The sequence below is a fragment of the Aeromicrobium sp. genome (assembly GCF_025965075.1).
Taxonomy (GTDB): domain Bacteria; phylum Actinomycetota; class Actinomycetes; order Propionibacteriales; family Nocardioidaceae; genus Aeromicrobium.
Genome location: NZ_JAOPXQ010000039.1, coordinates 1 through 24,055, shown reverse-complemented (window position 1 = coordinate 24,055; position 24,055 = coordinate 1). Strand labels below are relative to the sequence as shown.

The window sequence follows — 24,055 nt, the reverse complement described above, 5'->3', positions numbered from 1 at the left end:
GTCGTCGCCGTCCTCCAGGGCCTCCGCTGACCGGGAGTCCTGCTTGGGTGCCAGGACCGACACCGACTCGTCGATGCGTTCGTTGACGTAGCGCAGGATCTCGGCGACGCTCGCCGCGACCGGGACCGCGAGGAAGGCGCCCGTGACGCCGAACAGGCTGCCGCCGGCGGTCACGCTCATCAGGACCACGGCCGGGTGCAGGTTCATGTTCTTGCCCTGCAGCACCGGCGACAGGACGTTGCCCTCGAGCTGCTGCACCCCGACGACGATGAGCAGCGTGATCAGGGCGGCCTTGGGGTCGTTGGTCACGAGGGTCACGAGGACCGCCAGCGCGCCACTGACGAAGGCACCGACGATCGGGATGTACGCCGCGAAGAACGTCACGACCGCCAGCGGGACCGCGAGCGGTGACCCCAGGATCGCGAGCCCGGCGCCGATGATGACCGCGTCGATCAGGGCGACGAGGGTCTGCGTGCGGATGAAGCCACCGAGCGTGGCCCAGACCCGGCTCATGACCTCGGTCGTGTGCTGGCCGGAGCGGGTGCCGCCGATCGAGTTGACCCAGGGGAGGAACTTGTGGCCGTCCTTGACGAAGAAGAAGGTCAGCATCAGGACCAGCACGAGGTTGACGATGATCGACGACGCCGTGCTGATCGTCGTGAAGACCCCCGAGCTGATCGCGCTGGCGCTCGACTGCAGCCTGTCCTGCAGCGCCGAGATCGCGCCGGTGATCTGCCCCTCGGACAGGTTGAGCGGCTCTCCGGTGAGCCAGTCGCGGATCTTCTGGAGACCGTCCGAGGCGCCGGCCGCGACCTCGCCGGCCTGACCCGCGACCTGCGGGGTCAGGACCGCGATGACCGCGACGATGCTGGCGATGAAGCTGACGACGACGACCGCGGCGGCGAGGGCGGCGGGCCACCCCTTCGAGCGCAGCCAGGCGACCGGCGGGCCGAGGACCGTGGCGACGATGAGGGCCATCGAGACGGGGAACAGCACCATCCAGATGTGGCCGATCGCCCAGCCGAGGACGTAGGCCGCGGCCGCGATCGACACGATCCGCAGCCCCCAGCGCTGGAGACCGCCGAACACCTCGTCGATGACGACGCCACGGTCCCGGATCCTCTGCTCTTCAGCCACCCGCACAGCCTAGTCGCCGAGGGCCCAGTCCACCGGGGGCGAGCCCTGCGCCGCGAGCAGCTCGTTGGCCCGGCTGAACGGCCGGGAGCCGAAGAAGCCGCGCGACGCCGACAGCGGGCTGGGATGCGCGGACTCGATCGTCGGCACGTCGCCGAGCATCGGCCGCAGGCCCTGCGCGTCTCGGCCCCACAGGATCGCGACCAGCGGGCCGCCCCGCGCCACGAGCGCCCGGATCGCCTGCTCCGTCACGGCCTCCCAGCCCCGGCGGCGGTGGCTCGCGGCCGCACCGGGGCGGACCGTCAGCACCCGGTTGAGCAGCAGCACGCCCTGCCGGGACCACGGGGTCAGGTCGCCGGACGTCGCCGGCGCGACGCCCAGGTCGTCGTGCAGCTCCCGGAAGATGTTGACCAGGCTGCGCGGCAGCGGCTGGACGTCGGGGGCCACGGAGAACGACAGCCCGACCGGGTGGCCCGGCGTCGGATACGGGTCCTGCCCCGTGATGAGGACCCGCACGTCGGCCATCGGCTCGGCGAAGGCGCGCAGGACGTGATCGCCGTCGGGCAGGTACGAGCGTCCGGCCGCGACCTCGTCCCGGAGGAACTGACCCATCCGGGCGATGTCGTCCGCGACCGGCTCCAGGGCCTCGGCCCAGTCCGGGGCCACCAGCTCGGACAGGTCGCGAGCCCTCACGCCGGTTCCTTGGCGCGCAGCGCCGACGGGGCCAGCAGGCCGGCGGCCAGGCAGCCGGCGATCGGCACCGCGAACGCTGTCGTCAGCGAGACCCAGTGGGTCAGCAGGCCGATGACCGACGGCCCGGCCAGCAGCCCGAGGTAGCCCATGCTGGTGACCCGGGCGAGGTATGTCCCCGAGGCCGACTCGTCGACGTTGCCGGCGGCGCTGAAGAACTGCGGCACGCACCCGGCCAGGCCGATGCCGAATACCGCCCACGCCGCGATCGCGATGGCGGCGTTGGGGGCCAGCGCCGCGCCGAGCAGTCCGGCGGCACCGAGCAGCGCGGCCCGGCCGACGTACACCGCGGGGCCCCACGCCGCGACGACCCGGTCGGCGAACAGCCGCACGATCGTCATCGTGATCGAGAAGGCGCCGTAGGCGAATGCCGCGACGGTCTCGCTCGAGCCGAGCGAGTCGCGCAGGTGGACCGTGCTCCAGTCATAGGCGACGCCCTCACCGAGCAGCAGGGCGAAGGCCAGCAGCCCCAGCAGCAGGACCCGTGACGTCCACGGCGCCCGCACCCGCGGCTCGGCGTCCTCGACGGGCGCGGGCGCCGCGACGAACGACGTACGCAGCGAGATCGCGACCAGCAGGCCGACGACGGCGGCCACGCTCAGGCTGACCCGGACGTCGACGTCCAGCGCGATGAGTCCGCCGCCCAGCACCGAGGCCAGCAGCCCGCCGAGGGAGAAGAAGGCGTGGAACGCGGCCATGATCGGCCGGCCGTAGGCGCGCTCGACGACGACCGCCTGCGCGTTCTGCGCGACGTCCACGATGCCGTTGAAGAAGCCCACGACGGCCAGGACCAGGACCAGCTGCAGACCGCTCGTGGCGAAGGCCGGCCCCGGCAGGGTCAGGGCCAGGGCGCTCGCGGCGACCGTCACGACGGGACGGCTGCCCCACCGGTCGATCGCGCGGCCGGCGAGCTGCATCCCGACCCACGCGGCGGCGCCGAGCACCAGCAGGATCAGCCCGAGCCCGGCCTGGTCGACGCCGGTCCGGTCCTTGATCGTGGGGATGTTGACGATCCACATGCCGAGGAGGAATCCGTTGAGGGCGAACACGGCGAACGTCGCGAGTCGGGCTCTCGTGGGCGGCACACGACGAGCCTAGTCGCGGTGGTCGGGACACCGTGTCGCGACCGCTAAGATGGTCCGGCTGTGTCAGCCATCGCCGCCTACCGCGCGCTCCTGCGGATCGTCGGGCCCGCCTACATCCTCGTAGCCTTCCTCGGGCGGATTCCGCTTGCCATGAGCCAGCTCGGCGTCCTGGTCCTGGTCAGCACGACGACCGACAGCTATGGCGTCGGCGGCGCGGCGGCGGGCATCCTGGCGATCTCCAACGCGGTCGGCTCACCGATCTTCGGTGCGTTGTCGGATCGGTACGGACAGCGCCCCGTCGTGCTGGTCCAGTCGCTCGTCGGCGCTCTCGGGCTGGCCGGGATCGTCGTGGTCACCGACCCGGACGCGTCCCAGGCGCTGATCTTCGCCGCCGCGGCCGTCACGGGATTCGCGATGCCGCAGGTCGGCCCGCTCGCCCGGGTGCGTTGGCGGCCGATCACCCGCGACAAGGAGGATCAGCGCCGGCTCGTCGACGCCGCGTTCTCCTACGAGGGCGCCGCCGACGAGGCGTCGTTCGTCCTCGGTCCCGCGACGATCGGTCTCCTGGCGATCGTCGCCGAGCCGGCCGGGGCGCTGCTCGCCGCGGCGGCCCTGCTGGCGGTCTTCGGCTCGTGGTTCGCGATCCACCCGACCTCGGCGCTGGTCGCCCGCCGGTCGACGACCGGCGGCACGGGCAGCGAGCCGCTGTGGACCGGCGTCTTCGCCGTGTTGATCATGGCCCAGCTCAGCATCGGCATGATCTTCGGCAGCGTCCAGACCGGCACGACGGTGCTGGCGACGGCCGAGGGGCACGCCGGGGTCGCCGGCCTGATCCACGCCGTGCTGGGGATCGGCAGCGTCATCGCCGGGCTCGCGGTGACGGGTCTGCCCGAGCGGGTGCTGTACGCGACCAGGATGGCGGTCGCGGCGATCGGCCTGCTGCTGCTGGCCTGGCCGCTGCTGCTGGTCGACTCGTTGCCGTCCCTGATCGTGGTCATCGGGCTGCTGGGCTTCGCGGTGGCGCCCTTCATGATCAGCAACTTCGCCCTCGCCGGGATCCTCGTGCCTGTGCACCGGGTCAGCGCCGCCATGACGATGCTGGCCGGGGCCACGGGCATCGGCTACGCCCTGGGTGCCGCGCTGGCCGGCCGGCTCGCCGACGCCAACGGGCACACCGCGGCCTTCGCCGTCACGGTCGCCGCGGCCGGCTTCGCGGTGCTGATCGCGCTGACCGCCAACCGGGCCCTGCGCGAGGCCGTCCCGGTGGACCAGGGCTACTGACCCCCACCCCGGCATGGCCGGTGCGTGGGGTCAGGCCAAACCCGGGACGCCGAGGTGTTGGGCGGTGCGTGGGTCGCCCCAAACCCGGGGATAAGGCAACTGGTGCACCGCCCACCCGGGCGTAGGGCGACTGGTGCACCGCCTCGGGGTCAGAGGGCCGACAGCGGGGTGACCTCCAGGCCCAGGGCCTCGCCGACCGGGCCGTTGACCAGGTGCCCGGCGTGGGTGCTGAGGCCGCCGGCGAGGGCGGCGTCGTCGGTCACGGCCTTGCGCCAGCCCTTGTCGGCCAGCGCCACGGCGTAGGGCAGTGTCACGTTGGTCAGGGCGTACGTCGAGGTGCGCGGCACGGCGCCGGGCATGTTGGCGACGCAGTAGAAGATCGAGTCGTGGACCGCGAAGGTCGGGTCGTCGTGGGTCGTGGCCCGGGAGCTCTCGAAGCAGCCGCCCTGGTCGATCGCGATGTCCACCAGGACCGATCCGGGACGCATCTGCGCGACCAGGTCGTCGCTGACGAGCTGGGGGGCCTTGGCGCCGGGCACCAGCACGGCGCCGATGACCAGGTCGGCCTCCCGGACGGCCTTCTCGATCGTGAACGCGCTCGAGGCGACGGTCGTGATCATGCCCTGGAAGCGTGCATCGACCTGGCGCAGCTTGCCCACGTCGAGGTCGAGGATCTCGACCCGGGCGCCCATGCCACGGGCGACCTCGGCAGCGTTGACACCGGAGACGCCGGCCCCGATCACGACGACGTCGGCAGGATAGACGCCCGGCACGCCGCCGGGCAGCACGCCGCGGCCACCGTTGCTGGCCATGAGGTGCTGGAAGCCGACTTGCGGCGCGAGCCGGCCGGCGACCTCCGACATCGGCGCCAGCAGCGGCAGTGAGCGGTCCGGCAGCTGGACCGTCTCGTACGCGATCGAGGTCGTCCCGGAAGCCAGCAGCGCGTCGGTGCACGGCCGGCTCGCGGCGAGGTGGAGGTACGTGAAGAGGGTCTGGCCCGCCCGCATGCGGCCGTACTCCTCGGCGATCGGCTCCTTGACCTTGAGCACCAGCTCGGCCGACGACCACACGTCGTCGGCGGTGTCGAGGATCTTGGCGCCCGCGGCGACGTACTCCTCGTCCGTGATCGACGAGCCCAGCCCGGCGCCCTGCTCGATCACGACGTCGTGGCCGTGGCGGACCAGCTCGTGCACGCCGGCCGGCGTGATCGCGACGCGGTACTCGTGGTTCTTGATCTCGCGGGGGACACCGACCAGCATGACTGCTCCTTCAGCGGGGGACTTCCTCCTCCTATCCTGAACGTTGTGCGGAGTCGTCGGCAACAATGCGAAGAAGATTCTGTAAACTCGAGATCTCCGGTCATTAGCGCAGGATCTACGAGGGGGCGGGCCGTCATGGCGAAGGATGTTCGTGAGCTCGACGACATCGACACGCGGATCGTCACGACGCTGCGGCGGGAGGGCCGCCTGCCCAACAACGCGCTGGCCGACGAGGTCGGCATCGCGGCGTCGACGTGCCTCACCCGCCTGCGGAGCCTGGTCGAGCGCGGCGTCATCGCGGGCTTCCACGCCGAGGTCGACCCGGCCTGGTTCGGCCGACCCATCCAGGCCATGATCGCGGTCCGCCTCAGGAGCGACGCCCGGGCCTCGATCAACGAGTTCTCCGACCGGCTGGCCGCGATGACCGAGGTGCTCAACGTCTACTTCCTGGCCGGCGCGGACGACTTCCACGTCCACGTCGCGGCCCGCGACCCCGACGACCTGCGGGCGTTCGTGGTCGACAACCTGAGCTCGGCGCCGGAGGTCGCGCTGACCGAGACCAACCTGATCTTCGAGCACAAGCGGGGCCGGCTGGCCGACTGATGGCCGGCGTCCCGACGCGGGTCAGTCCGTGAGCTCGATGTCCTTGAACCAGGAGTCGGTCGCGTAGTCGGTCGTCCAGCCCAGCGCGAGATAGAGCTGGTCGGCCTTGGTCGGGGAGTCGGCGTCGACCTCGAGGCCGACCCGGTCCCGGCCCCGCTGGGCCGCGTCGGAGATGACGGTGCCGAGCAGCGACTTGGCCACGCCACGGCCACGCGCGACCCGGTTGACGCCGATGTACTCGACGTACGATCCCTCGACGCCGCCCTCGGGGGCCGACGCGACCGACACGACCAGGGCGCCGGCCGGGACGGGCTCGCCGCCGTCCTCGGGCTCGACGTAGGCGAGCCACCAGTGGTCCCAGCTGTGGCCCGGGTCCTCCCGGAGCCGCTGGACGAACTCGGGGAAGCTCTCGCGGTAGGAGTTGAAGTGGTCCTCGAAGGACTCCTCCAGCATCTGGTGGACGATCTGCAAGTCCGCCGCGACGGGCAGTCCGTTCTCGTGCCGCTCCACCGGGCGCACCGTGACGCCCGCGCGCGGGGTCAGGTCGGCGTCCTCCGCCGTGACGGGCCGGTTCATGTGCAACCACGTGCGGCGCTTGGCGTAGCCGGCCCGCTTGAGCCAGCCGGCCTGGCGGACGTCGTTGGCGAACGGGCTCTCGTCGAGCCGGGTCGCGGTCACGCCGCGCATCCGCGCCATCGCGATCGCGATCTCCTCGGCCCACGCGTAGAACGCGTCGGCGATGTCGTCCATCTCGGCGACGTCGCGGTCGAAGTAGCCCCAGATCAGCGCCCGCCCCGCGGCACGGTCGTGCACCGTGATCCACGCGCGGGGGACGTCGTCGTCGCCGACCGCCACGACCTGGCGCCGGGTCCACGACGCCTGGCCCGCCACCTCGGACTCGATGCCGGCCGGGTCGACGTGCGCCTCACCCGTCCCCTGGAGCTCGTCGAGGTGCCGCAGCGCGACGAGCGCGTCGATGTCGGCGTAGGCGGGGACGCGGGCACGCCATGGTCCGGGAAGGGTGGGCAGGTCCTGGCTGGCGTCACTCGTGGTGTCGGTCATCAGGGACCATTGTGGCGGACCGGACGCCGCGGCGTCGATCAGCGTCCGAGCCGGGCCTCGAGCGCGGCCCGGGCGGCGGGCCACTCGTCGTCGGTCATCGAGTACGTCACGGTGTCCCGCCACGAGCCGTCGCGCCGGACCCGGTGCTTGCGCAGGACGCCCTCGCGCTGCGCGCCGAGCCGCGCGATCGCGGCCTGCGAGCGCTCGTTGTGGATGTCGGTGTGCCAGACGACGCGCACGCAGCCCAGGCCCTCGAACGCCCGGGTCAGCAGCAGCAGCTTGGCCTCGGTGTTTATCCCGGTGCGCCAGAAGCGCCTGCCGAGCCAGGTGTGGCCGATCGCCAGGGTCCGCAGGGCGGGGTCGATGGCGTAGTACGTCGTGACGCCCGCCAGCTCGCCGGACGCCCGGTCGACCTGCGCCCACATCACCAGGTCGGTACGCCCGAGGTAGTGGTCGACGAGGTCCTGCGCGGCGGCGAGCGTCGTCGGACGGTCGACCGCCAGCCAGGCGAACACGGCATCGTCGTCGGCCGCGGCCAGGACCCCCGCCGCGTCCTCGGGCCGGAGCGGTCGCAGCTCGACGTGCTCGCCGGTCAGGGTCGGGAGGTCGTGGAAGTCGGGCACGCGGCCCAACCTATCCACGGACGCCCGCCGCCACGTCCCCGAGCACGGCCCGCCTACCATCGCGACATGAGTGCCACCCTGGTTGCGAAGGGGCTGTCCGGGGGACACGCCCACCGGACGCTGTTCGACGGTCTCGACCTGACGGTCGCTCCCGGCGACGTCGTCGGGGTGGTCGGCGCCAACGGGGCCGGCAAGTCGACCCTCCTGCAGATGCTCGCCGGACGGGCCGCGCCGCTCGCCGGCACGGTGGCTACGGCACCGGCGGACGCCTTCGTCGGCTGGCTGCCGCAGGAGCACGAGCGGTGGGCCGGCGAGACGATCGCGGCGCACATCGCCCGACGCACCGGCGCGACCGCCACGGCCGAGGCCATGCAGGCCACCGCCGAGGCGCTCGGCTCGGGCGCGCCCGGGACCGACGACGCCTACGCCGTGGCCCTGGACCAGTGGCTCGCCTCCGGAGCGCCGGATCTGGAGGACCGGATCCCGTCCGTGCTGGGCGAGCTGCGCCTCGGCCTGGGCGGCGATGCGCTGATGACCTCGCTGTCCGGCGGGCAGGCCGCCCGGGTGGGTCTGGCGGCGCTGCTGCTCAGCCGCTTCGACGTCGTCCTGCTGGACGAGCCGACCAATGACCTGGACCTGGACGGCCTGGCCCGGCTGGAGGGCATGGTCACCGGCATGCGCGCCGGCATCGTGCTGGTGTCCCACGACCGGGAGTTCCTCGCCCGCACCGTGACCCGGGTCGTGGAGCTCGACCTCGCCCAGCAGGACGTGAACGTCTACGACGGCGGCTACGACGCATTCCTCGAGGAGCGCGCGACCGCCCGGCGTCACGCGCGCGAGGCCTACGAGCAGTTCGCCGACACCAAGGCGGACCTGGTCTCGCGGGCGCGGACGCAGCGGGAGTGGAGCTCCCAGGGCGTGCGCAACGCGATGAAGAAGAGCCCCGACAATGACAAGATCCGGCGCAAGGCGCAGACCGAGTCCTCGGAGAAGCAGGGGCAGAAGGTGCGCCAGATGGAGTCCCGCATCGCCCGGCTCGACGAGGTCGAGGAGCCGCGCAAGGAGTGGGAGCTGCGCTTCGGCATCGCTGCCGCGCCGCGCTCGAGCGCCGTCGTGGCGACGTTGGACGGCGCGACCGTGCGGCACGGGGACTTCGTGCTCGGCCCGGTGTCGGTGCAGGTGAGCGCGGGTGACCGGATCGGGATCACGGGGCCCAACGGCGCCGGCAAGACGACCCTGCTCCGGTTGCTGCTCGGGCACGCGCTGCCCGACGACGGCCGTGCCTCGCAGGGCGCGTCACTGGCCGTCGGCGAGATCGACCAGGCCCGGGCGGTGCTGGCCGAGGAGGCGACGCTGGCCGAGGCCTTCGAGGCGGCCGTCCCGGACCTCTCGCCCGCCGAGTCCCGCACGCTCCTGGCCAAGTTCGGGCTCAAGGCCGACCAGGTCGGCAGCCTCGTCGGACGGCTCTCCCCGGGCGAGCGGACCCGCGCGGCGATGGCGCTGCTGCAGGCCCGCGCCGTCAACGTCCTGGTCCTCGACGAGCCCACCAACCACCTCGACCTGCCGGCGATCGAGCAGCTCGAGCAGGCGCTGGGGGCGTACGAGGGAGCCCTGCTGCTGGTGTCCCACGACCGACGACTGCTCGACAACGTCAGCCTGGACCAGCGCTGGCACGTCGAGGACGGCCGGGTCAGCACCGGCTGACGGCCCAGGTCAGCGCGGGTAGAGCACCCGGAACCGCTCGAGCACGATCGCCAGGTCGCCCACCCGGGGGACGGCCTCGCTGTCGGCGTCGTAGTCCCACTCGGCGCAGGCCGTCGCGGTCTTGGTGCCGTCGAGCACGAGGCCGATCAGCTCGGCGGTCACGGTGTCGGCCTCATCGCGACAACCGGTCGAGGAACGCGATCAGGAGCGCCTCGCGCAGCGCCGGTGGCGCGACGTCCAGCAGCGCGTTGACCGGCGCCATCCGCTCCGGCACCGTGACCTCCCCGGTCCCCGAGCCGAGACCGGCCAGGGCCAGCAGGCCGTCGAACGCCTCGTCGTCCAGCGTGGCCGGATCGATCGACACCGCGGCGGCCCGCAGCCCGTCGTCCACCGCGATGGGCCCGGCGGTGACGGCGGCCGCCACCGACTCGGCCAGCGCCGTCAGGAACTCCGGCACCGCGGGGGCGGTCGCGGCGCACACCGTGAGGTGCAGGGAGGCCGGCATGTCGCGGAACGACATCTGGGGCTGGACGAACCAGCCGCGGGCCAGCATCTCGTCGCTGATCGTGAAGACGTCGCAGCTCGCGTCGGTCTCGAGCGTCACGAGGGACGAGTCGGGCCGGGTCACGAGGCGTACGTGCTCCTGCTCGTCGATCCCCGCGACGAGGGCGGCGGTCCCGTCCAGGGTCGTGCGGACCAGGTCGAGGTAGCCCGCGTCGCCGATCAGGCTGACCACTGCCCACGCCGCGGCGAGGGGCCCGCCGGACTTCGTCGACTGGGTCGTCGCGTTGAGCATCGTGTAGCCGGGCCAGTCCGCACTGGCGAAGAACTGGCTGCGGCGCAGGTCGGGGGTCGCGTGCAGCAGCAGCGAGACCCCCTTGGGCGTGTAGGCGTACTTGTGCAGGTCGGCGGAGATGCTCGTGACCCCGGGGACCCGGAAGTCCCACGGCTCGACCGGGTGGCCGAGGCGCTCGGCCCACGGCAGGACCCAGCCGCCGATGCACGCGTCGACGTGGAGCCGCAGCCCCCGGCGCTGGGTCTCGGCGCCGATCGCCCCGATCGGGTCGACGACCCCGTGGGCGTACGACGGCGCGGACGCCGCGACCAGCACGACCCGCTCGCCGTAGGTGTCCATCGCGGCGGCCATCGCGGCCGGATCGGCTCGCTTGGTGGTCGGGTCGACGTCGATGCTGATCCGTTCGACGCCGAAGTAGTGGGCCGCCTTGGTGAACGCCGCGTGGATCGTCGTGGGGACGATCATGACCGGGGCCGTCGTGCCGGGACGGGCGTCGCGGGCCGCCTGCACCGCGAGCAGGATCGACTCCGTTCCCCCCGAGGTGACCGAGCCGACGACGTCGTCCGACCCGTGCAGCAGCGGCCGGGCGAACGCGACGAGGTCCTTCTCCATCGCCAGCAGGCTGGGGAACGCCGTGGGGTCGAGGCCGTTGGTCGAGGCGTACATCGCCAGGGCGCGCTTGCCGAGCTCGTCGGCGTCGGCGAGGCCCGAGTCGTAGACGTACGCCAGCGTCCGGCCGCCGTGGGTCGGCAGGTCGTGCGCGCGCAGCTCCTCGAGCCGCTGCAGGATGTCGTCAGTCGACACGGACGGACCTTTCGTCGAGGTCGTAGCGGAGCAGGAAGCGCAGGCTGGCGAGCACCAGCAGGCAGGGCAGCAGGCCGAAGCCGACCTGGATCGCCTGGTCGGCGAACGCGCTCTGGGTCGTCGCGCTTCCGCTGGTCGAGGACTCGTAGCCGCCGACCGCGAGGACCCCGGCGAACAGGGCCGGACCGAGCGCCAGCCCGAGCGTCTCGCCGGCGGTCCAGACGCCCGTGAAGACGCCCACCCGGTTCTCCCCGCTGCGCTCGGCGTCGGCCGCCGCGACGTCGGGCAGCATCGACATCGGGAAGACCTGGCCGCCGGCGTAGCCGACACCGGTCAGGCCGGCCGCGACGTAGAGGACGATCGGCAGGCCGGTCGGCGCGATCCACACCCCGAGCATCCCGACCGCCATCAGCAGGGACGCCGCGACGTAGCCGGACCGCTTGCCGCGCTGTCGGGCGTACCGCTCCCACAGCGGCGTGACGACCAGCGCCGGCCCGACGAACGCCGCGAACAGGATCGTCGAGGCGCCCTTGTCGTCGAGGACGTCATCGGCCATGTAGGCGACGCCGGCCAGCATCGTGCCGACCGCGAGGGCCTGCACCACGAACGTCGTCAGCAGGGTGCGGAACGGCGGTGTCGCGGCGACGAGCCGCAGCTGGTCGCGCAGCGACCCGCCGGCGGTCTCGACCCGGTGCTCCGGGGCGTCCCGGGTCCCGCGCCAGGCGCCGACGACGCCGACCACGAGCACCAGCGCGATGTAGACGCCCATGAAGCGGTAGCCCTTCGGGGTCTCCTCGCCGCCGAACGCGTTGACGACCATCGGCGCGGTCGCCCCGGACAGCAGGATCGCCAGGGCCAGGACCACGACGCGCCACGTCATGAGGCTCGTCCGCTCGTCCTGGTCGAGGGTCATCTCGGCCGGCATCGCGACGTACGGGACCTGGAAGAAGGCGTACGCCGTGGCGCACGCGAGGAACCACACGACGACCCAGGCCGCGGCGAGCGCCGGAGGACCCGTCGGCCCGGCGAACAGCAGGGCGAAGCAGGCGGCGAGCCCCAGCCCGCCGGCCAGCAGGAACGGTCGCCGGCGGCCGGCGGGGGAGGTCGACCGGTCGCTGATGCGGCCCGCGACCGGGTTGAGGACCACGTCCCACGCCTTGGGGACGAACACGATGAAGCCCGCGACGACCGCGGCGATGCCCAGCGAGTCGGTCAGGTAGGGCAGGAGCAGCAGGCCGGGGACCGTGCCGAACGTGCCGGTGGCGACGCTGCCGAGGGCGTACCCGCGACGTACTCGGGGGGTCAGCGCGTCAGCCATGGCCCATGTCTATCGGACCCGGGGGTCGCCGCGCGGTGCAACCAGCCCGCGAGACGGTCAGACGGGGCGGGGGTTCTTCTCGTGCAGCTCGCGCTCGGACGTGAGCTCCTCGAGGAAGTTGTTGGCCCACAGCTCGATGTCGTTCTCCATGACCTGCTTGCGCATCGCCTTCATGCGGCGGCCGTTCTCTCGCGGGCCGGCGTTGATCGCGGCGAGCATCATGCTCTTCATGCCGTTGATGTCGTGCGGGTTGACCTGGTAGGCGCTCTTGAGCTCGGACGCGGCACCGGCGAACTCGCTGAGCACCAGGGCGCCGCGATCGTCGTAGCGGCACGCGACGTACTCCTTCGCGACGAGGTTCATGCCGTCGCGCAGCGGGGTCACGACCATGACGTCGGCGGCCCGGTAGAGCGCGGCCATCTCGGCGCGCGGATAGGACGCGTGCAGATAGGTCACGGGCTGCTGGCCGATGCGGGCGACGTCGCCGTTGATGCGGCCGACGAGCCGGTTGATGTCGTCGCGGAGCAGCTTGTACTGCTGCACGCGCTCCCGCGACGGCGTCGCGACCTGGACGAAGACGGCGTCGTCGACGTGCAGCGAGCCCTCGGCGATGAGCTCGCCGAACGCGCGTAGCCGCTGGCGCAGGCCCTTGGTGTAGTCGAGCCGGTCGATGCCCAGCAGGATCGTCTTGGGGTTGCCGAGGCTCTCGCGGATCTCGGCGGCCCGGGCGATGACGTCGGGGGTGCGGGCCAGCTCCTCGAATCCGGCCGCGTCGATCGAGATGGGGTACGCCTTCGCCATCACGACCCGGCCGTCGGGCAGGTAGATGGTGTCACGGTGGGTCTTGTGGCCGACCCGCTGGCGGACCAGGCGGACGAAGTTCTGCGCCGCGCCGGGCATCTGGAAGCCGACGAGGTCGGCGCCGAGGAGGCCCTCGAGGATCTGGCGGCGCCACGGGAGCTGCTGGAACAGCTCGGTCGGGGGGAACGGGATGTGCAGGAAGAAGCCGATCCGCAGGTCGGGCCGCAGCTCGCGCAGCATCGAGGGGACGAGCTGCAGCTGATAGTCCTGCACCCACACCACGGCGTCCTGCTGGGCGACGGCGGCGGCCTTCTCGGCGAAGCGACGGTTGACGCGGACGTAGGCGTCCCACCACTCGCGGTGGAACTCCGGGGGAGCGACGACGTCGTGGTAGAGCGGCCAGAGCGTCGCGTTGGAGAAGCCCTCGTAGTACTCGGCGACCTCGTCCTCGCTGAGCGGGACCGGGACGAGGTGCATCCCGTTGTGCTCGAACGGCTCGACCTCCTCGTCGGCCGCACCGTGCCAACCGATCCACGCGCCACCGTTGCGGACCATGACCGGCTCGAGGGCCGTCACGAGCCCGCCGGGCGAGGTGCGCCACATGGTCTTGCCGGTGGGGGAGAGGACCCGGTCGACGGGCAGACGGTTGGCGATCACCACGAAGTCTGCGGTGCCGGTCTCCATGTCGTTCACCCTAGCCGTCGGACGGCGGATGTGCCGATCTGTCTCAGCGCGCCGCGACCCCGAGCTGGGCCAGGATCTCGTCCATCTGCCGCTGGATCGCGACGGTCTCGTCCAGCGGGAGCAGCGTCGACTCGGTCGAGCCCGCGCGCAGGCACGCCGCGACCTCCTGGATCTCGTGGGCGTAGCCGCGTCCCGTGACGGGTTCGGCGATCTCCTCGCGCTCGTCGCCGCGGGTCACGGAGAAGCCGGCCGGGTGGTGGAACCGTCCCGGGACCTCGATCAGCCCGGCGTCGCCGGCGACGGTCGCCCGGTTGTCACCCGTGGCGAGCTGGGTCCAGGCGATGCTCGCGACGGCACCCGAGGCGTACGTCAGGGTCGCCCCGGCGTTGACGTCGGTGCCCCGGTCCGACAGCACCCCGGCGGCGGCGATGTCGACCGGATCGCCCAGCAGCAGGTGCGCGAACGTGAGGGGGTAGATCCCGACGTCGAGCAGCGCGCTGGCGCCGAGGGCCGGGTCCCACAGCCGGGCGTTGGTCGTGGGGGCGGTGAAGCCGAGCTCGGCGCGGACCTGGCTGACCCGGCCGATCGAGCCGGCGGCCGCGATCTCGGCGACGCGGCGGATGTTGGGGTTGGTGCGCATCCACATCGCCTCGGCGAGGAACAGGCCCCGGTCCCGGGCCTCGGCGACCAGCGCAGCCGAGTCGGTCGCGTTCATCGTCAGGGCCTTCTCGCACAGGACGTGCTTGCCGGCCGCCAGGCACAGCCGGACGTCCTCGAGGTGCCGGCTGTGCGGGGTCGCGACATAGACGACGTCGACGTCCGGGTCGGCCACCAGCTCCTCGTACGAGCCGTAGGTCCGCGCAGCGCCGAACTCCTCGCCGAACGCCCGCGCGGCGTCGGGTCGGCGCGATCCCACCGCGGCGAGGGGGTTGTCGGCGACGAGCGCCAGGTCGCGGGCGAAGTGACGGGCGATCGACCCCGTCGCGAGGATTCCCCATCGGACGGGGGCTTGGGACGTCATGGCACCACTGTGCCATTGCCCCAAGTGAATGACACCAGTGTTATTCATGCTTTAGACTCGCGCCATGAGCGCAGTGGAGAAGTCGAGCACCCAGACCTCGGCTGCCGTCGAGACGTTGTCGGAGCGCGACCGCGAGATCCTGGCCCTCGAGCGCCTGTGGTGGCAGTACGCGGGCGCCAAGGAGCAGGCGATCCGTGACAAGTTCGACATGTCCTCCACGCGCTACTACCAGGTGCTCAACGCGCTGATCGACCGTGAGGACGCCCTCGCGTTCGACCCGCTGCTGGTCAAGCGCCTGCGACGTCTCCGTGCGCAGCGCCAGCGCAGCCGGTCCGCCAGGCGCCTCGGCATCGACCTCTAGGGTTACCGGAGTGCAGCACCGGAAGAACCTCTCACCCCGCAAGGCCTACGTACCGTCCAGCTGGCTCCTGGTCCTGACGGTCCTGGTCTGCGTCGGCGGAGCCGGCTGGCTCGGCTGGCTCCTGCTCGACGACGGGTCGTCCTCGACCCCCGAGGCGACCCCGACTCCCACGGCGACGGCGTCGAGCACGCCGTCCGCGGCCCCCACGCCGACCGCGACCGCGACCCCGACCCGGACGAAGGCGACCGCGTCGCCGACGCCCGAGCCGACGCGGACCACCAAGGCACCCGAGGTCGCCCGCGACGTCCCGGTCTCGGTGCTCAACAACACCGGTGTCCGGGGTGCCGCGGCGACCTTCTCCGCCAAGGTCACCCGGGCCGGCTGGCCGCTGGGCGGCGTCGGCAACTGGACGGGGGCGATCATGGGCAACACGGTCTACTACCCGCCCGCCTACGAGGCGAAGGCGCGGCTCCTGGCCCGGGATGTCGGCATCGATCGGGTCCTGCCGCGCCTGGCCAACATGCGATCTGACCGCCTGACGATCATCCTCGCGGGGCCGCAGTCATAATCGATCCATGACCTCGTCCGTACGCGCCGACGTGGTCGCGGATCCCTCCGGCACCTTGCTGGCCCTCGACTTCGACGGCACCCTCGCGCACATCGTCGACGACCCGACCCAGGCCTATGCCCATCACCGATCGGTCAAGGCGCTCGAACGCCTCGGGTCCGTCCTCGGCCAGGTCGCGATCGTGACGGGTCGTCCGGTCGATCAGGCGCTCGAGCTCGGCGGCTTCGAGGGGCTGTCCGGCCTCGACGAGCTCGTGATCTACGGCCAGTACGGCGCCGAGCGCTGGGACGCCCGCAAGGGCCGCATGGACGAGGCGCGGCGCCCCGCCGAGATCGAGCGGCTCGCCGACCTGCTCCCCGCCTGGCTCGCCGAGCGCGGGGCCTCGCACGTCCGGATCGAGGACAAGGGCCTGGCGATCGCGGTCCACACCCGCGGCGTCGACCCTGAGCTGCTCGACACACTCGCCGCGCCGATCGCCGCCCTCGCGGCCGAGCTCGGCCTCGCCGTCGAGCCGGGGCGCCAGGTCGTCGAGCTGCGGGCGGCCGGGTCCGACAAGGGCGACGCGGTCCGCGCGCTGGTCGCGGCGCTGCCCGCCCGCCAGGTGATCTTCGCCGGTGACGACCTCGGTGACCTGCCGGCGTTCGACGCCGTCGACGAGCTGCGGGCGACCGGGGTCGGCGGCCTGCTGATCTGCTCGGCGTCCTCGGAGCAGGACGCGCTGGTGGCCCGGGCCGATGTCGTCCTCGACGGGCCGGACGAGGTGGCGGCCTGGCTCGAGGAGCTGGCCGATGAGTTCTAGCGGTCCGCCGCTGCTCCCGCACACGTTCTGGACCCGGGTCCGCGCCGTCGCCAACTGGGTCAACCTCAGCACCCCGCTGGGCCTGCTGGTCGCCCGCGCCGGCGGTGCCACGATCACCCGGCACGGGCGTGGGACCTATCTCGCGACGGGCTACCGTCTCGGCTTCCCGGTCGCGGGTGCCTTCACGATCGGAAGCGTCATCGACAGCCGCCACGACGCGGCGTACCTCCTGGACCGCCCGCTCCTGCTCCGGCACGAGGACCGGCACGTCACCCAGTACGCCTTCGTGCTCGGCGTCGTGATGCTCCCGGTCTACCTCGTGTGCGTCGGCCTGTCCTGGGCCATCGCGGCGGACCCCTCGTCGTACAACCCCTTCGAGCGCCTCGCCAACCTCGCGGACGGCGACTACCCGCCGCCCCGGACGCGCTTCTCCCGGCACCCCTGACCTCAGCTCCTTGTCCACGATGTGGACCAACTAGACACATCGTGAGACGCGCACGTACGCTGAGGGAACTCATCCAGAGGGGTAGAGGGATACGGCCCGACGACACCCCAGCAACCAGTCGCAGCACGCGGCCAGGTGCTCATTCCGTCCCGGGCGATCGTCGATCCGGGAAAGATGACCAGGAGGATCGCGTGAGCATCACCGCCGAGACATCCACCCCCACGATCCGCGCCGGTGCCTTCGGCAACGCGACGGAGCTGGTGTGCCGTGAGTGCGGCGCGACCAAGGAGCTGGGACCGCACTACGTCTGCCACGAGTGTTTCGGGCCGCTGGAGATCACGTACGACTTCCCGGCCATCACTCGCGAGCAGATCGAGGCCGGTCCCGCCAACATCTGGCGCTACAAGGCGCTGCTGCCCGTCCCCGACGACATCGAGCAGAGCCCCAACCTCGAGCCCGGCTACACCCGGCTGCTGCGCGCCGACAACCTCGCCGCCGAGCTCGGCCTGACCAAGCTCTGGGTCAAGGACGACAGCACCAACCCGACCAACTCCTTCAAGGACCGGGTCGTGGCGTGCGCCCTGAGTGCCGCCCGCGAGTTCCACAGCAAGGTCTTCGCCTGCCCCTCGACGGGCAACCTGGCCAATGCGGTCGCCGCCGCCGGTGCGCGGGCCGGCATCAAGACCGTCGTCTTCATCCCCAGTGACCTGGAGACGCCCAAGCAGGTCAACTCGGCGGTCTACACCGAGAACCTCGTCGCGGTCGACGGCAACTACGACGACGTCAACAAGCTCGCCAGCGAGATCGCGGGCGAGGAGGACGGCTGGGCGTTCGTCAACGTCAACGTCCGCCCGTTCTACGCCGAGGGCTCCAAGACCCTGGGCTACGAGATCGCCGAGCAGCTCGGCTGGCGGCTGCCGGACCAGATCGTCATCCCCGTCGCGTCCGGCTCGCAGCTCACCAAGGTCCACAAGGCGTTCCAGGAGCTCATCAAGCTCGGGCTCGTCGAGGACAAGCCGGTCAAGATCTTCGGCGCCCAGGCCACCGGGTGCTCCCCGGTCTCCGAGGCGTTCCGCGAGGGCTGGGACGTCGTCCGCCCGACCCGCCCCGACACGATCGCCAAGTCGCTCGCGATCGGCAACCCGGCCGACGGCGTGTACGTCCTGGACATCTGCCGGGAGACCGGTGGTGCGATCGCGGACATCTCCGACGACGAGGTCCGCGCCGCGATCGTGCTTCTGGCCCGCACCGAGGGGATCTTCACCGAGACCGCCGGCGGCACGACCGTCGGCGTGCTCAAGAAGCTGACCGAGACCGGACAGCTCGACCCCGAGCTCGAGACCGTCGTGATCAACACCGGCCACGGCCTCAAGACCCTCGACGCGGTGACCGGCCTGGTCGGACCCGCCGCCACCATCGCGCCGACGTACGACGCCTTCGTCGCCGCCGGCATCGCCTGAATCCCTAGGAGCACCGTGAGCATCAACGTCCGCATCCCCACGATCCTTCGCACGTACACGCAGGACCAGTCGCAGGTCTCCGCCGACGGCGCGACCCTGACCGATGTCCTCGACTCGCTCGAGACGAGCTTCCCGGGCATCCGGGCCCGCATCGTCGACGACGAGGGCAAGCTGCGCCGCTTCGTCAACATCTACGTGGCCGAGGAGGACGTCCGCTTCGCGCAGGGTCTCGACACCCCGACGCCCGACGGCGCCCAGGTCTCGATAATCCCCGCCGTCGCCGGTGGCTGACCGACTGCTGGACGGTGAACGGACGGTTAAGACCGGCCGTGGCCGCGCGTTGCAGCGCCGTATAGGCTCAGCGCATCGGGCCCTCGGCAGACGGCTCGACTCGTGACAGGTGGGAGTGGCGGCATGGTGCAGGGCACCGTCAAGTGGTTCAACGCAGACAAGGGCTACGGGTTCATCGAGGTCGAGGGCCAGGACGATGTGTTCGTCCACTGGTCCAAGATCGCGTCCGACGGCTACAAGACCCTCGAGGACGGCCAGAAGGTCGAGTTCGAGGTCATCGACGGACCCAAGGGTCGCGAGGCCCAGGAGGTCATCGGGCACTGAGCAGTCCAGGAGGAACCCGGTCCGGGGGGACCGGGTCTTTTTCTGCCCCTGGCACCGCGTGACCCATATGACACTTGCCATGTCACATAGCCGCTGACATACTCCCAGTATGTTGATCTCAGCTGCCGAACCCGTGACCGCGCCCGTCGGCGGAGCCGAGCTGGGCCAGGTCATCGGCCTCTCGATCGCCGCGACCCTGGTCACCGTCGTGCTCCTCGTCATCGCCTGGGCGCACCGTACCCACCGCATCGAGTGGTTCGACCGGCTCGGCCGTCGCCTCGGTGCGCAGTACGGCGAGCCCGGCTGGTCGACGATCCCCACGATGTTCGTCGCGAGCTCCTTGATCGTCGCGCTGCTGGGCTTCATGTGGGACGTGAGCCTGCACGCCGGCCGCGGCCGCGACGCCGGCCCGCTGGCCAATCCCGCGCACTACCTGATCCTCTACGGGCTGTTCGCCCTGTTCGTTGCCGGCATGTCGGCGATCGTCTATCCCCGCGACGGGGAGAAGCCCGGCATCGCGGCGGTCCGCATCACCCGCACGTGGTACGCCCCGGTCAGCGGCATCTTCATCGCCGCATGCGGCCTGTACGCCCTGATCGGCTTCCCGCTGGACGACATCTGGCACCGGATGTTCGGCCAGGACGTGACCCTGTGGGGCCCGACCCACCTGATGCTGATCGGCGGCGCGGGCCTGTCCACCGCCGGCATCATCCTGCTCAACCGCGAGGCCGAGATCCACATGCGGGCCCGCGGCAAGGCGCTCCCGGTGTGGCTCAAGACGATCATGACGTCGACCGCGTTCGGTGGCTTGCTGATCGGCCTGTCGGTCTTCCAGGCCGAGTTCGACTTCGGCATCGCCCAGTTCCGGATGGTCTTCGCGCCGATGATGATCGTCGCCGCCGCTGGCCTCGCGCTGGTCGCCGCCCGGCTCTACATCGGACCGGGCGCCGCGATCGCCACGGCGGTGTTCTTCCTCCTGATGCGCGGCATCGTCTCGTTCATCGTCACCGACGTCATGGGCGAGGCGCACCACGTGTTCCCGCTCTACCTCGGCAGCGCCGTCCTGATCGAGCTGCTCGCGATCTCCCGGCTGCGCCACCGGCCACTGGTGTTCGGCGCCGTCGCCGGCCTCCTGATCGGCACGGTCGGCCTCGTCATCGAGAAGCTCTGGAACGACCGGGTCTTCCAGTTCCCGTGGACGTCGGACATGTGGACCGAGGGGCTGCTGATGGCCGTTCCGGTCGCCGTCGCCACCGGCCTGTGCGGCGCGCTGTTCGCCCTCGGCCTGCAGGGCCGCCTCCCGGCCAGGAACGTCGGCCGGGCCATCGTCATCGGCTCGGTGCTGGTGCTGTCCGCCGCGGTCGCCAACGGCCTGTACGCCACGGTGCCGAAGGACGAGTCCGCGACCTTCACGCTGACCCAGGTCGGCACGGTCGAGAAGCCCGAGGTCACGGCCGCCGTCACGCTGTCGGACGGCGTCGCCGACGACGACCCGACGTGGGTCCAGATCACCGCCTGGCAGGGTGGCGGCGCCGGCGTCGTCACCGACCGGCTCCGCCGCACGGGCACCGACACCTACGAGTCGACCAAGCCCGTCCCGGTCGGCGGCAACTGGAAGACGCTCCTGCGCGTGCAGGACGGACGTACGCTCGCCGCGGTCCCGATCTTCCTGCCCGCCGACGCCCCGCTGAAGGTCAACGAGGTCCCCGCGCTGGACTCGTTCACCCGTGACTTCGTGCCCGAGATCGACATCCTGCAGCGTGAGCGCAAGGACGACGGGTCGCCGTTGCTGTGGGGGGCGGCCAACATGGTCGTGCTGCTGTGCAGCCTGGGGATCATCCTGGGGATCTGCGTCTCGGTCTCGCGGGTCGCCCGCCGGATCGAGGAGGACGAGGCGACGGCGACGGCCGACCGTACGCCTACGCTGACCTCATGAATCCCGCCGGCGGGGAGCTCCTCGCCCATCACGTCGCGCTGCTCGCGATCCCGGCGCTGGTCCCGGCCGTCGTCGTCGTGGGTGTCGTGCTCTACATCGCCCGCAAGGACCGTCGCGAGGAGCGCGAGGAGCGCGACCTCATCGAGCGCGCCTTAGACACCAAGGAGAACGAGTGAAGATCATCGCCGCCGCGCTCGCCGCAGCCCTGTTGCTGGCGGGCTGCACCGGGTCCGGGTCCGACGAGTCGCCGCGGGACCGGGCCAAGGAGCAGGCCGACGCGCAGGCGTCGCAGCGCGCCGAGGCCCAGCAGCAGCTCGAGGAGAAGGTGAGCGAGGAGGCCGAGGCCGCCGGCGCGATCGTCGAGATCGTCATCAAGGACGGCAAGGTCGCACCACGCGGCGACCGGGTCGAGGTCAAGGTCGGGCAGAAGGTCACGCTCGACATCACGTCGGACGCCCACGAGCAGATCCACGTCCACTCCGAGCCGGAGCACGAGTACGAGGTCGGGCCGGGCGACACCGTGACCAAGAGCTTCACGCTCGACACCCCCGGGCAGGTCGCGGTCGAGGCCCATCACCTTGACGCGACGATCGTGCAGCTCGTCGTCCGTCCGTGACGCTGCCCTCGGCGCTGGCCGCGGGCCTCGCGACCCACGGGCTCGGCGGGTCGACCGACCTGCCGATCCCGTTCATCTACGCCATGGTCGGCGCCTCGTGGGCCCTGACGATCTCCTTCGCGGTCCTCGCCCTGGCGTGGAAGGAGCCCCGGTTCGCCGACGAGCCGCCGAGCCTCGACCCGCCGGCGCCCCGGCGCTGGCGCCAGGTCCTCGGCCTGGTCCTGACGGCGTGGGGCCTCGTCGCGCTGTACGCCGGACCGTCGGACTCGTCCAACGCCGGCCTGCAGGCGTTCTACGTCTTCGTGTGGGTCGGGCTGGTCCCGCTCGCGCTGGTCCTGGGCCATGTCTGGCGTGACCTGTCGCCGTGGCGGACCCTGACGGGCGCCGGCCGCTGGGCGTACCCGGAGTGGCTCGGCTACTGGCCCGCCGCGGCCGGGCTGCTGGCTTTCGTGTGGCTCGAGCTCGCCTCGCCGGATCCGGGCAGCGTCGGCGCGGTACGCCTGTGGGTCCTGCTGTACGCCGTCACGATGCTGCTCGGTGGGGCCGCGTTCGGGCCCCGCTGGTTCGACCGGGCGGACCCGTTCGACGTCTACAGCGCGATCGTCGCCCGGCTGTCGCCGTTCGTGCAGGACGGCCGCTGGCGGATGCACAACCCCCTGCGGAGCCTTCCGGAGGTCCCGGTCGCGCCGGGCCTCGTGGCGGTGCTGGCGGTGCTGCTGGGCTCGACGGCGTACGACAGCTTCTCCGCGTCGTCGTTCTGGCAGGGCCGGTCCGTGTCCGACGCCCAGGGCACCGCGACCCTGGTGGGCTTCTGCGTCGTGGTCGGCACGCTGTTCGTCCTCGCCGCGCGGGCGACCGGGGGAGTGTCGCGGGAGGACCGCCGGGCCCTGCCCGGACGGCTGGCGCACTCGCTGGTGCCGATCGTGGTCGGCTACATCTTCGCGCACTACCTGACGTACCTCGTGGAGAAGGGGCAGACCGCGTTCTACGCGCTGCTCGACCCGCTCGGCCGGGGCTGGGCCCCGCTCGGCGACCCCGATCCGTCGTTCTTCCTGTCGGAGCACACCTCGACGCTCGCGGCGCTCAAGGTCACGTTCGTCGTGGCGGGGCACGTCCTGGCGGTGATCGCGGCCCACGACCGGGCGCTCGTGCTGCTGCCCCGGGCGCACCGGCTGAGCGGCCAGCTCGGGATGCTGCTGCTGATGGTCGCCTACACGTTCACGGGGCTCTACCTCCTGTTCTCGGTCTGAGCCGCTCGGGGCACCCGGGCGGCCGGCGTATTTTGGTGTGATGGCGACGATCTACAACACCGCGACGACCCTCGACGGGTTCCTGGCGACGCCGGACAACTCCCTGGACTGGCTGTTCGCGGTCGAGGGCTCGGACGACGCCGAGTCGTCCTTCCCGGCGTTCCTCGACGGCATCGGCGCGATGGCGATGGGCTCCACGACGTACGAGTGGCTGCTGGCGCACGAGGCCCTGGTGGACGAGCCGCAGAAGTGGCGGGAGTGGTACGCCGAGCGGCCCACCTGGGTGTTCACGCACCGCGAGCTGCCGGTCGTGCCCGACGCGGACATCCGGTTCACGAGCGACGACGTCCGCACGGTCCACGCCGCGATGGTCGACGCCGCCGGGCCGCGGGACGTGTGGCTCATGGGAGGCGGCGACCTGGTCGGGCAGTTCGCCGATGCCGGGCTGCTCGACCAGATCACCGCGACGGTCGCCCCCGTCACGCTGGGCTCGGGCGCCCCGCTGCTGCCGCGGGTCATCGGCTCGGACCGTCTGCGGCTGGTCTCGGTCGAGCAGCGCGGCCAGTTCGCCGAGCTGAGGTACGCCGTGGGAGCGCCGAGAACGCAGGCCTGATTGCGCCCGATCGATTAGCACTCGTATGATGAGAGTGCTAGACAGTACTTTGCACGACCCTGACCAGACCGATGAGGTTGTGGGCTCGGCGAGAAGGGTTCGCCGCACGCCGCAGCCGTCCGTCGCGGGCATCGCCTGGTCACTCCACGTCGACAACCAAGTCGGAGAAACGTACACATGGCAAAAACGATTGCTTTCAATGAGGAAGCCCGTCGCGGCCTCGAGCGGGGAATGAACCAGCTCGCCGACGCGGTCAAGGTGACCCTCGGTCCCAAGGGACGCAACGTCGTCCTGGAGAAGAAGTGGGGAGCCCCCACGATCACCAACGACGGTGTCAGCATCGCCAAGGAGATCGAGCTCGAGGACCCCTACGAGAAGATCGGCGCCGAGCTCGTCAAGGAGGTCGCCAAGAAGACCGACGACGTCGCCGGTGACGGCACGACGACCGCCACGGTCCTCGCCCAGGC

Annotated in this window: 27 protein-coding genes and 1 riboswitch; of the genes, 16 read left to right on the top strand and 11 right to left on the bottom strand. The window is 71.6% G+C overall.

The genetic code is table 11. From position 1 onward, the window contains the following. The 3 genes from JWQ91_RS02480 to JWQ91_RS02470 all read right to left on the bottom strand — a co-directional run. Positions 1-1,137: AI-2E family transporter (locus tag JWQ91_RS02480; protein WP_297780366.1), on the bottom strand; the 1,137-nt coding region annotated here is incomplete at its 3' end. Positions 1,138-1,146: 9 nt separating this feature from the next. Next, entirely contained in the window at positions 1,147-1,827 is a 681-nt protein-coding gene (locus JWQ91_RS02475; RefSeq protein WP_297780363.1) for a uracil-DNA glycosylase, read from the bottom strand. Beyond that, complete coding sequence (locus JWQ91_RS02470; protein WP_297780360.1) at positions 1,824-2,969, bottom strand: MFS transporter; 1,146 nt, start codon at positions 2,967-2,969, stop codon at positions 1,824-1,826. The genes JWQ91_RS02475 and JWQ91_RS02470 overlap by 4 nt, the downstream gene beginning before the upstream one ends. A gap of 60 nt (positions 2,970-3,029) precedes the next feature. Here JWQ91_RS02470 and JWQ91_RS02465 point away from each other — a divergent pair, with 60 nt between their 5' ends. Then, positions 3,030-4,250: an MFS transporter gene (locus JWQ91_RS02465; RefSeq protein ID WP_297780357.1), complete on the top strand. Its 1,221-nt coding sequence runs from the start codon at positions 3,030-3,032 to the stop codon at positions 4,248-4,250. 149 nt (positions 4,251-4,399) lie between these two features. Here JWQ91_RS02465 and ald read toward each other — a convergent pair whose 3' ends face one another. Continuing rightward, positions 4,400-5,509 carry an alanine dehydrogenase gene (gene ald / locus JWQ91_RS02460; RefSeq protein WP_297780354.1) on the bottom strand — a complete coding sequence of 370 codons (1,110 nt, stop codon included), beginning with the start codon at positions 5,507-5,509 and terminating at the stop codon, positions 4,400-4,402. Between the two features lie 135 nt (positions 5,510-5,644). On the opposite strand from ald, the gene JWQ91_RS02455 reads away from it, so the two are divergent. Continuing rightward, positions 5,645-6,112 (top strand): Lrp/AsnC family transcriptional regulator, encoded by a 468-nt coding sequence (locus JWQ91_RS02455; protein ID WP_297780352.1) that lies wholly within the window; start codon positions 5,645-5,647, stop codon positions 6,110-6,112. 21 nt (positions 6,113-6,133) lie between these two features. On the opposite strand, the gene JWQ91_RS02450 is transcribed toward JWQ91_RS02455, so the two are convergent. Further along, positions 6,134-7,174 (bottom strand): GNAT family N-acetyltransferase, encoded by a 1,041-nt coding sequence (locus tag JWQ91_RS02450; protein ID WP_297780349.1) that lies wholly within the window; start codon positions 7,172-7,174, stop codon positions 6,134-6,136. Between the two features lie 38 nt (positions 7,175-7,212). After that, positions 7,213-7,797 (bottom strand): GNAT family protein, encoded by a 585-nt coding sequence (locus tag JWQ91_RS02445; protein ID WP_297780347.1) that lies wholly within the window; start codon positions 7,795-7,797, stop codon positions 7,213-7,215. A 66-nt stretch (positions 7,798-7,863) separates the two neighbouring features. Here JWQ91_RS02445 and JWQ91_RS02440 point away from each other — a divergent pair, with 66 nt between their 5' ends. Then, a complete protein-coding gene (locus JWQ91_RS02440; RefSeq protein ID WP_297780344.1) occupies positions 7,864-9,501 on the top strand; it encodes an ABC-F family ATP-binding cassette domain-containing protein in 1,638 nt (545 codons plus the stop codon). Between the two features lie 9 nt (positions 9,502-9,510). Here the strand turns inward: JWQ91_RS02440 and JWQ91_RS02435 are convergent, their stop codons facing one another. From JWQ91_RS02435 to JWQ91_RS02415, 5 genes are read right to left on the bottom strand one after another with little or no spacing between them, the layout of a single operon-like run. Further along, positions 9,511-9,663, bottom strand: coding sequence for a hypothetical protein (locus JWQ91_RS02435; protein WP_297780341.1), 153 nt, complete (start codon positions 9,661-9,663; stop codon positions 9,511-9,513). Positions 9,664-9,673: 10 nt separating this feature from the next. Further along, positions 9,674-11,101, bottom strand: coding sequence for an aminotransferase class V-fold PLP-dependent enzyme (locus tag JWQ91_RS02430; RefSeq protein WP_297780338.1), 1,428 nt, complete (start codon positions 11,099-11,101; stop codon positions 9,674-9,676). Then, positions 11,091-12,419, bottom strand: a complete 1,329-nt coding sequence (locus JWQ91_RS02425) for an MFS transporter (RefSeq protein WP_297780336.1) — start codon at positions 12,417-12,419, stop codon at positions 11,091-11,093. The genes JWQ91_RS02430 and JWQ91_RS02425 overlap by 11 nt, the downstream gene beginning before the upstream one ends. A gap of 57 nt (positions 12,420-12,476) precedes the next feature. Beyond that, the gene (locus tag JWQ91_RS02420; RefSeq protein ID WP_297780333.1) at positions 12,477-13,904 is read right to left on the bottom strand and encodes a trehalose-6-phosphate synthase; all 1,428 of its coding nucleotides are present in this window, start codon (positions 13,902-13,904) and stop codon (positions 12,477-12,479) included. 43 nt (positions 13,905-13,947) lie between these two features. Further along, a complete protein-coding gene (locus JWQ91_RS02415; RefSeq protein WP_297780331.1) occupies positions 13,948-14,925 on the bottom strand; it encodes a Gfo/Idh/MocA family oxidoreductase in 978 nt (325 codons plus the stop codon). A gap of 64 nt (positions 14,926-14,989) precedes the next feature. On the opposite strand from JWQ91_RS02415, the gene JWQ91_RS02410 reads away from it, so the two are divergent. From JWQ91_RS02410 to JWQ91_RS02350, 13 genes are all read left to right on the top strand, one after another. Next, positions 14,990-15,286: a DUF3263 domain-containing protein gene (locus JWQ91_RS02410; protein ID WP_297780327.1), complete on the top strand. Its 297-nt coding sequence runs from the start codon at positions 14,990-14,992 to the stop codon at positions 15,284-15,286. 10 nt (positions 15,287-15,296) lie between these two features. Then, a complete protein-coding gene (locus tag JWQ91_RS02405; protein WP_297780324.1) occupies positions 15,297-15,854 on the top strand; it encodes a LytR C-terminal domain-containing protein in 558 nt (185 codons plus the stop codon). Positions 15,855-15,861: 7 nt separating this feature from the next. After that, positions 15,862-16,653 carry a trehalose-phosphatase gene (gene otsB, locus JWQ91_RS02400; RefSeq protein ID WP_297780321.1) on the top strand — a complete coding sequence of 264 codons (792 nt, stop codon included), beginning with the start codon at positions 15,862-15,864 and terminating at the stop codon, positions 16,651-16,653. Further along, positions 16,643-17,098 carry a hypothetical protein gene (locus JWQ91_RS02395; RefSeq protein ID WP_297780318.1) on the top strand — a complete coding sequence of 152 codons (456 nt, stop codon included), beginning with the start codon at positions 16,643-16,645 and terminating at the stop codon, positions 17,096-17,098. Before otsB ends, JWQ91_RS02395 begins: the two co-directional genes overlap by 11 nt. Before the next feature lie 66 nt (positions 17,099-17,164). Then, a riboswitch (SAM riboswitch) is annotated at positions 17,165-17,279 on the top strand. 10 nt (positions 17,280-17,289) lie between these two features. Next, the gene (thrC, locus tag JWQ91_RS02390) at positions 17,290-18,558 is read left to right on the top strand and encodes a threonine synthase (RefSeq protein WP_297780315.1); all 1,269 of its coding nucleotides are present in this window, start codon (positions 17,290-17,292) and stop codon (positions 18,556-18,558) included. A gap of 15 nt (positions 18,559-18,573) precedes the next feature. Beyond that, positions 18,574-18,849 carry a ubiquitin-like small modifier protein 1 gene (locus JWQ91_RS02385; RefSeq protein WP_297780311.1) on the top strand — a complete coding sequence of 92 codons (276 nt, stop codon included), beginning with the start codon at positions 18,574-18,576 and terminating at the stop codon, positions 18,847-18,849. Positions 18,850-18,972: 123 nt separating this feature from the next. After that, positions 18,973-19,173, top strand: coding sequence for a cold shock domain-containing protein (locus tag JWQ91_RS02380; RefSeq protein ID WP_232398081.1), 201 nt, complete (start codon positions 18,973-18,975; stop codon positions 19,171-19,173). A gap of 109 nt (positions 19,174-19,282) precedes the next feature. After that, positions 19,283-21,109: a hypothetical protein gene (locus JWQ91_RS02375; RefSeq protein ID WP_297780302.1), complete on the top strand. Its 1,827-nt coding sequence runs from the start codon at positions 19,283-19,285 to the stop codon at positions 21,107-21,109. Continuing rightward, on the top strand, positions 21,106-21,285 hold the full coding sequence (locus JWQ91_RS02370) for a hypothetical protein (protein WP_297780300.1): 180 nt from the start codon (positions 21,106-21,108) through the stop codon (positions 21,283-21,285). The genes JWQ91_RS02375 and JWQ91_RS02370 overlap by 4 nt, the downstream gene beginning before the upstream one ends. Next, positions 21,282-21,725: a hypothetical protein gene (locus JWQ91_RS02365; RefSeq protein WP_297780297.1), complete on the top strand. Its 444-nt coding sequence runs from the start codon at positions 21,282-21,284 to the stop codon at positions 21,723-21,725. The genes JWQ91_RS02370 and JWQ91_RS02365 overlap by 4 nt, the downstream gene beginning before the upstream one ends. Beyond that, positions 21,722-22,975, top strand: coding sequence for a hypothetical protein (locus tag JWQ91_RS02360; protein WP_297780294.1), 1,254 nt, complete (start codon positions 21,722-21,724; stop codon positions 22,973-22,975). The genes JWQ91_RS02365 and JWQ91_RS02360 overlap by 4 nt, the downstream gene beginning before the upstream one ends. Positions 22,976-23,015: 40 nt before the next feature. Beyond that, on the top strand, positions 23,016-23,588 hold the full coding sequence (locus JWQ91_RS02355) for a dihydrofolate reductase family protein (RefSeq protein ID WP_297780292.1): 573 nt from the start codon (positions 23,016-23,018) through the stop codon (positions 23,586-23,588). Between the two features lie 177 nt (positions 23,589-23,765). Next, on the top strand, positions 23,766-24,055 hold a 290-nt coding region (locus JWQ91_RS02350), incomplete at its 3' end, for a TCP-1/cpn60 chaperonin family protein (RefSeq protein WP_297780289.1).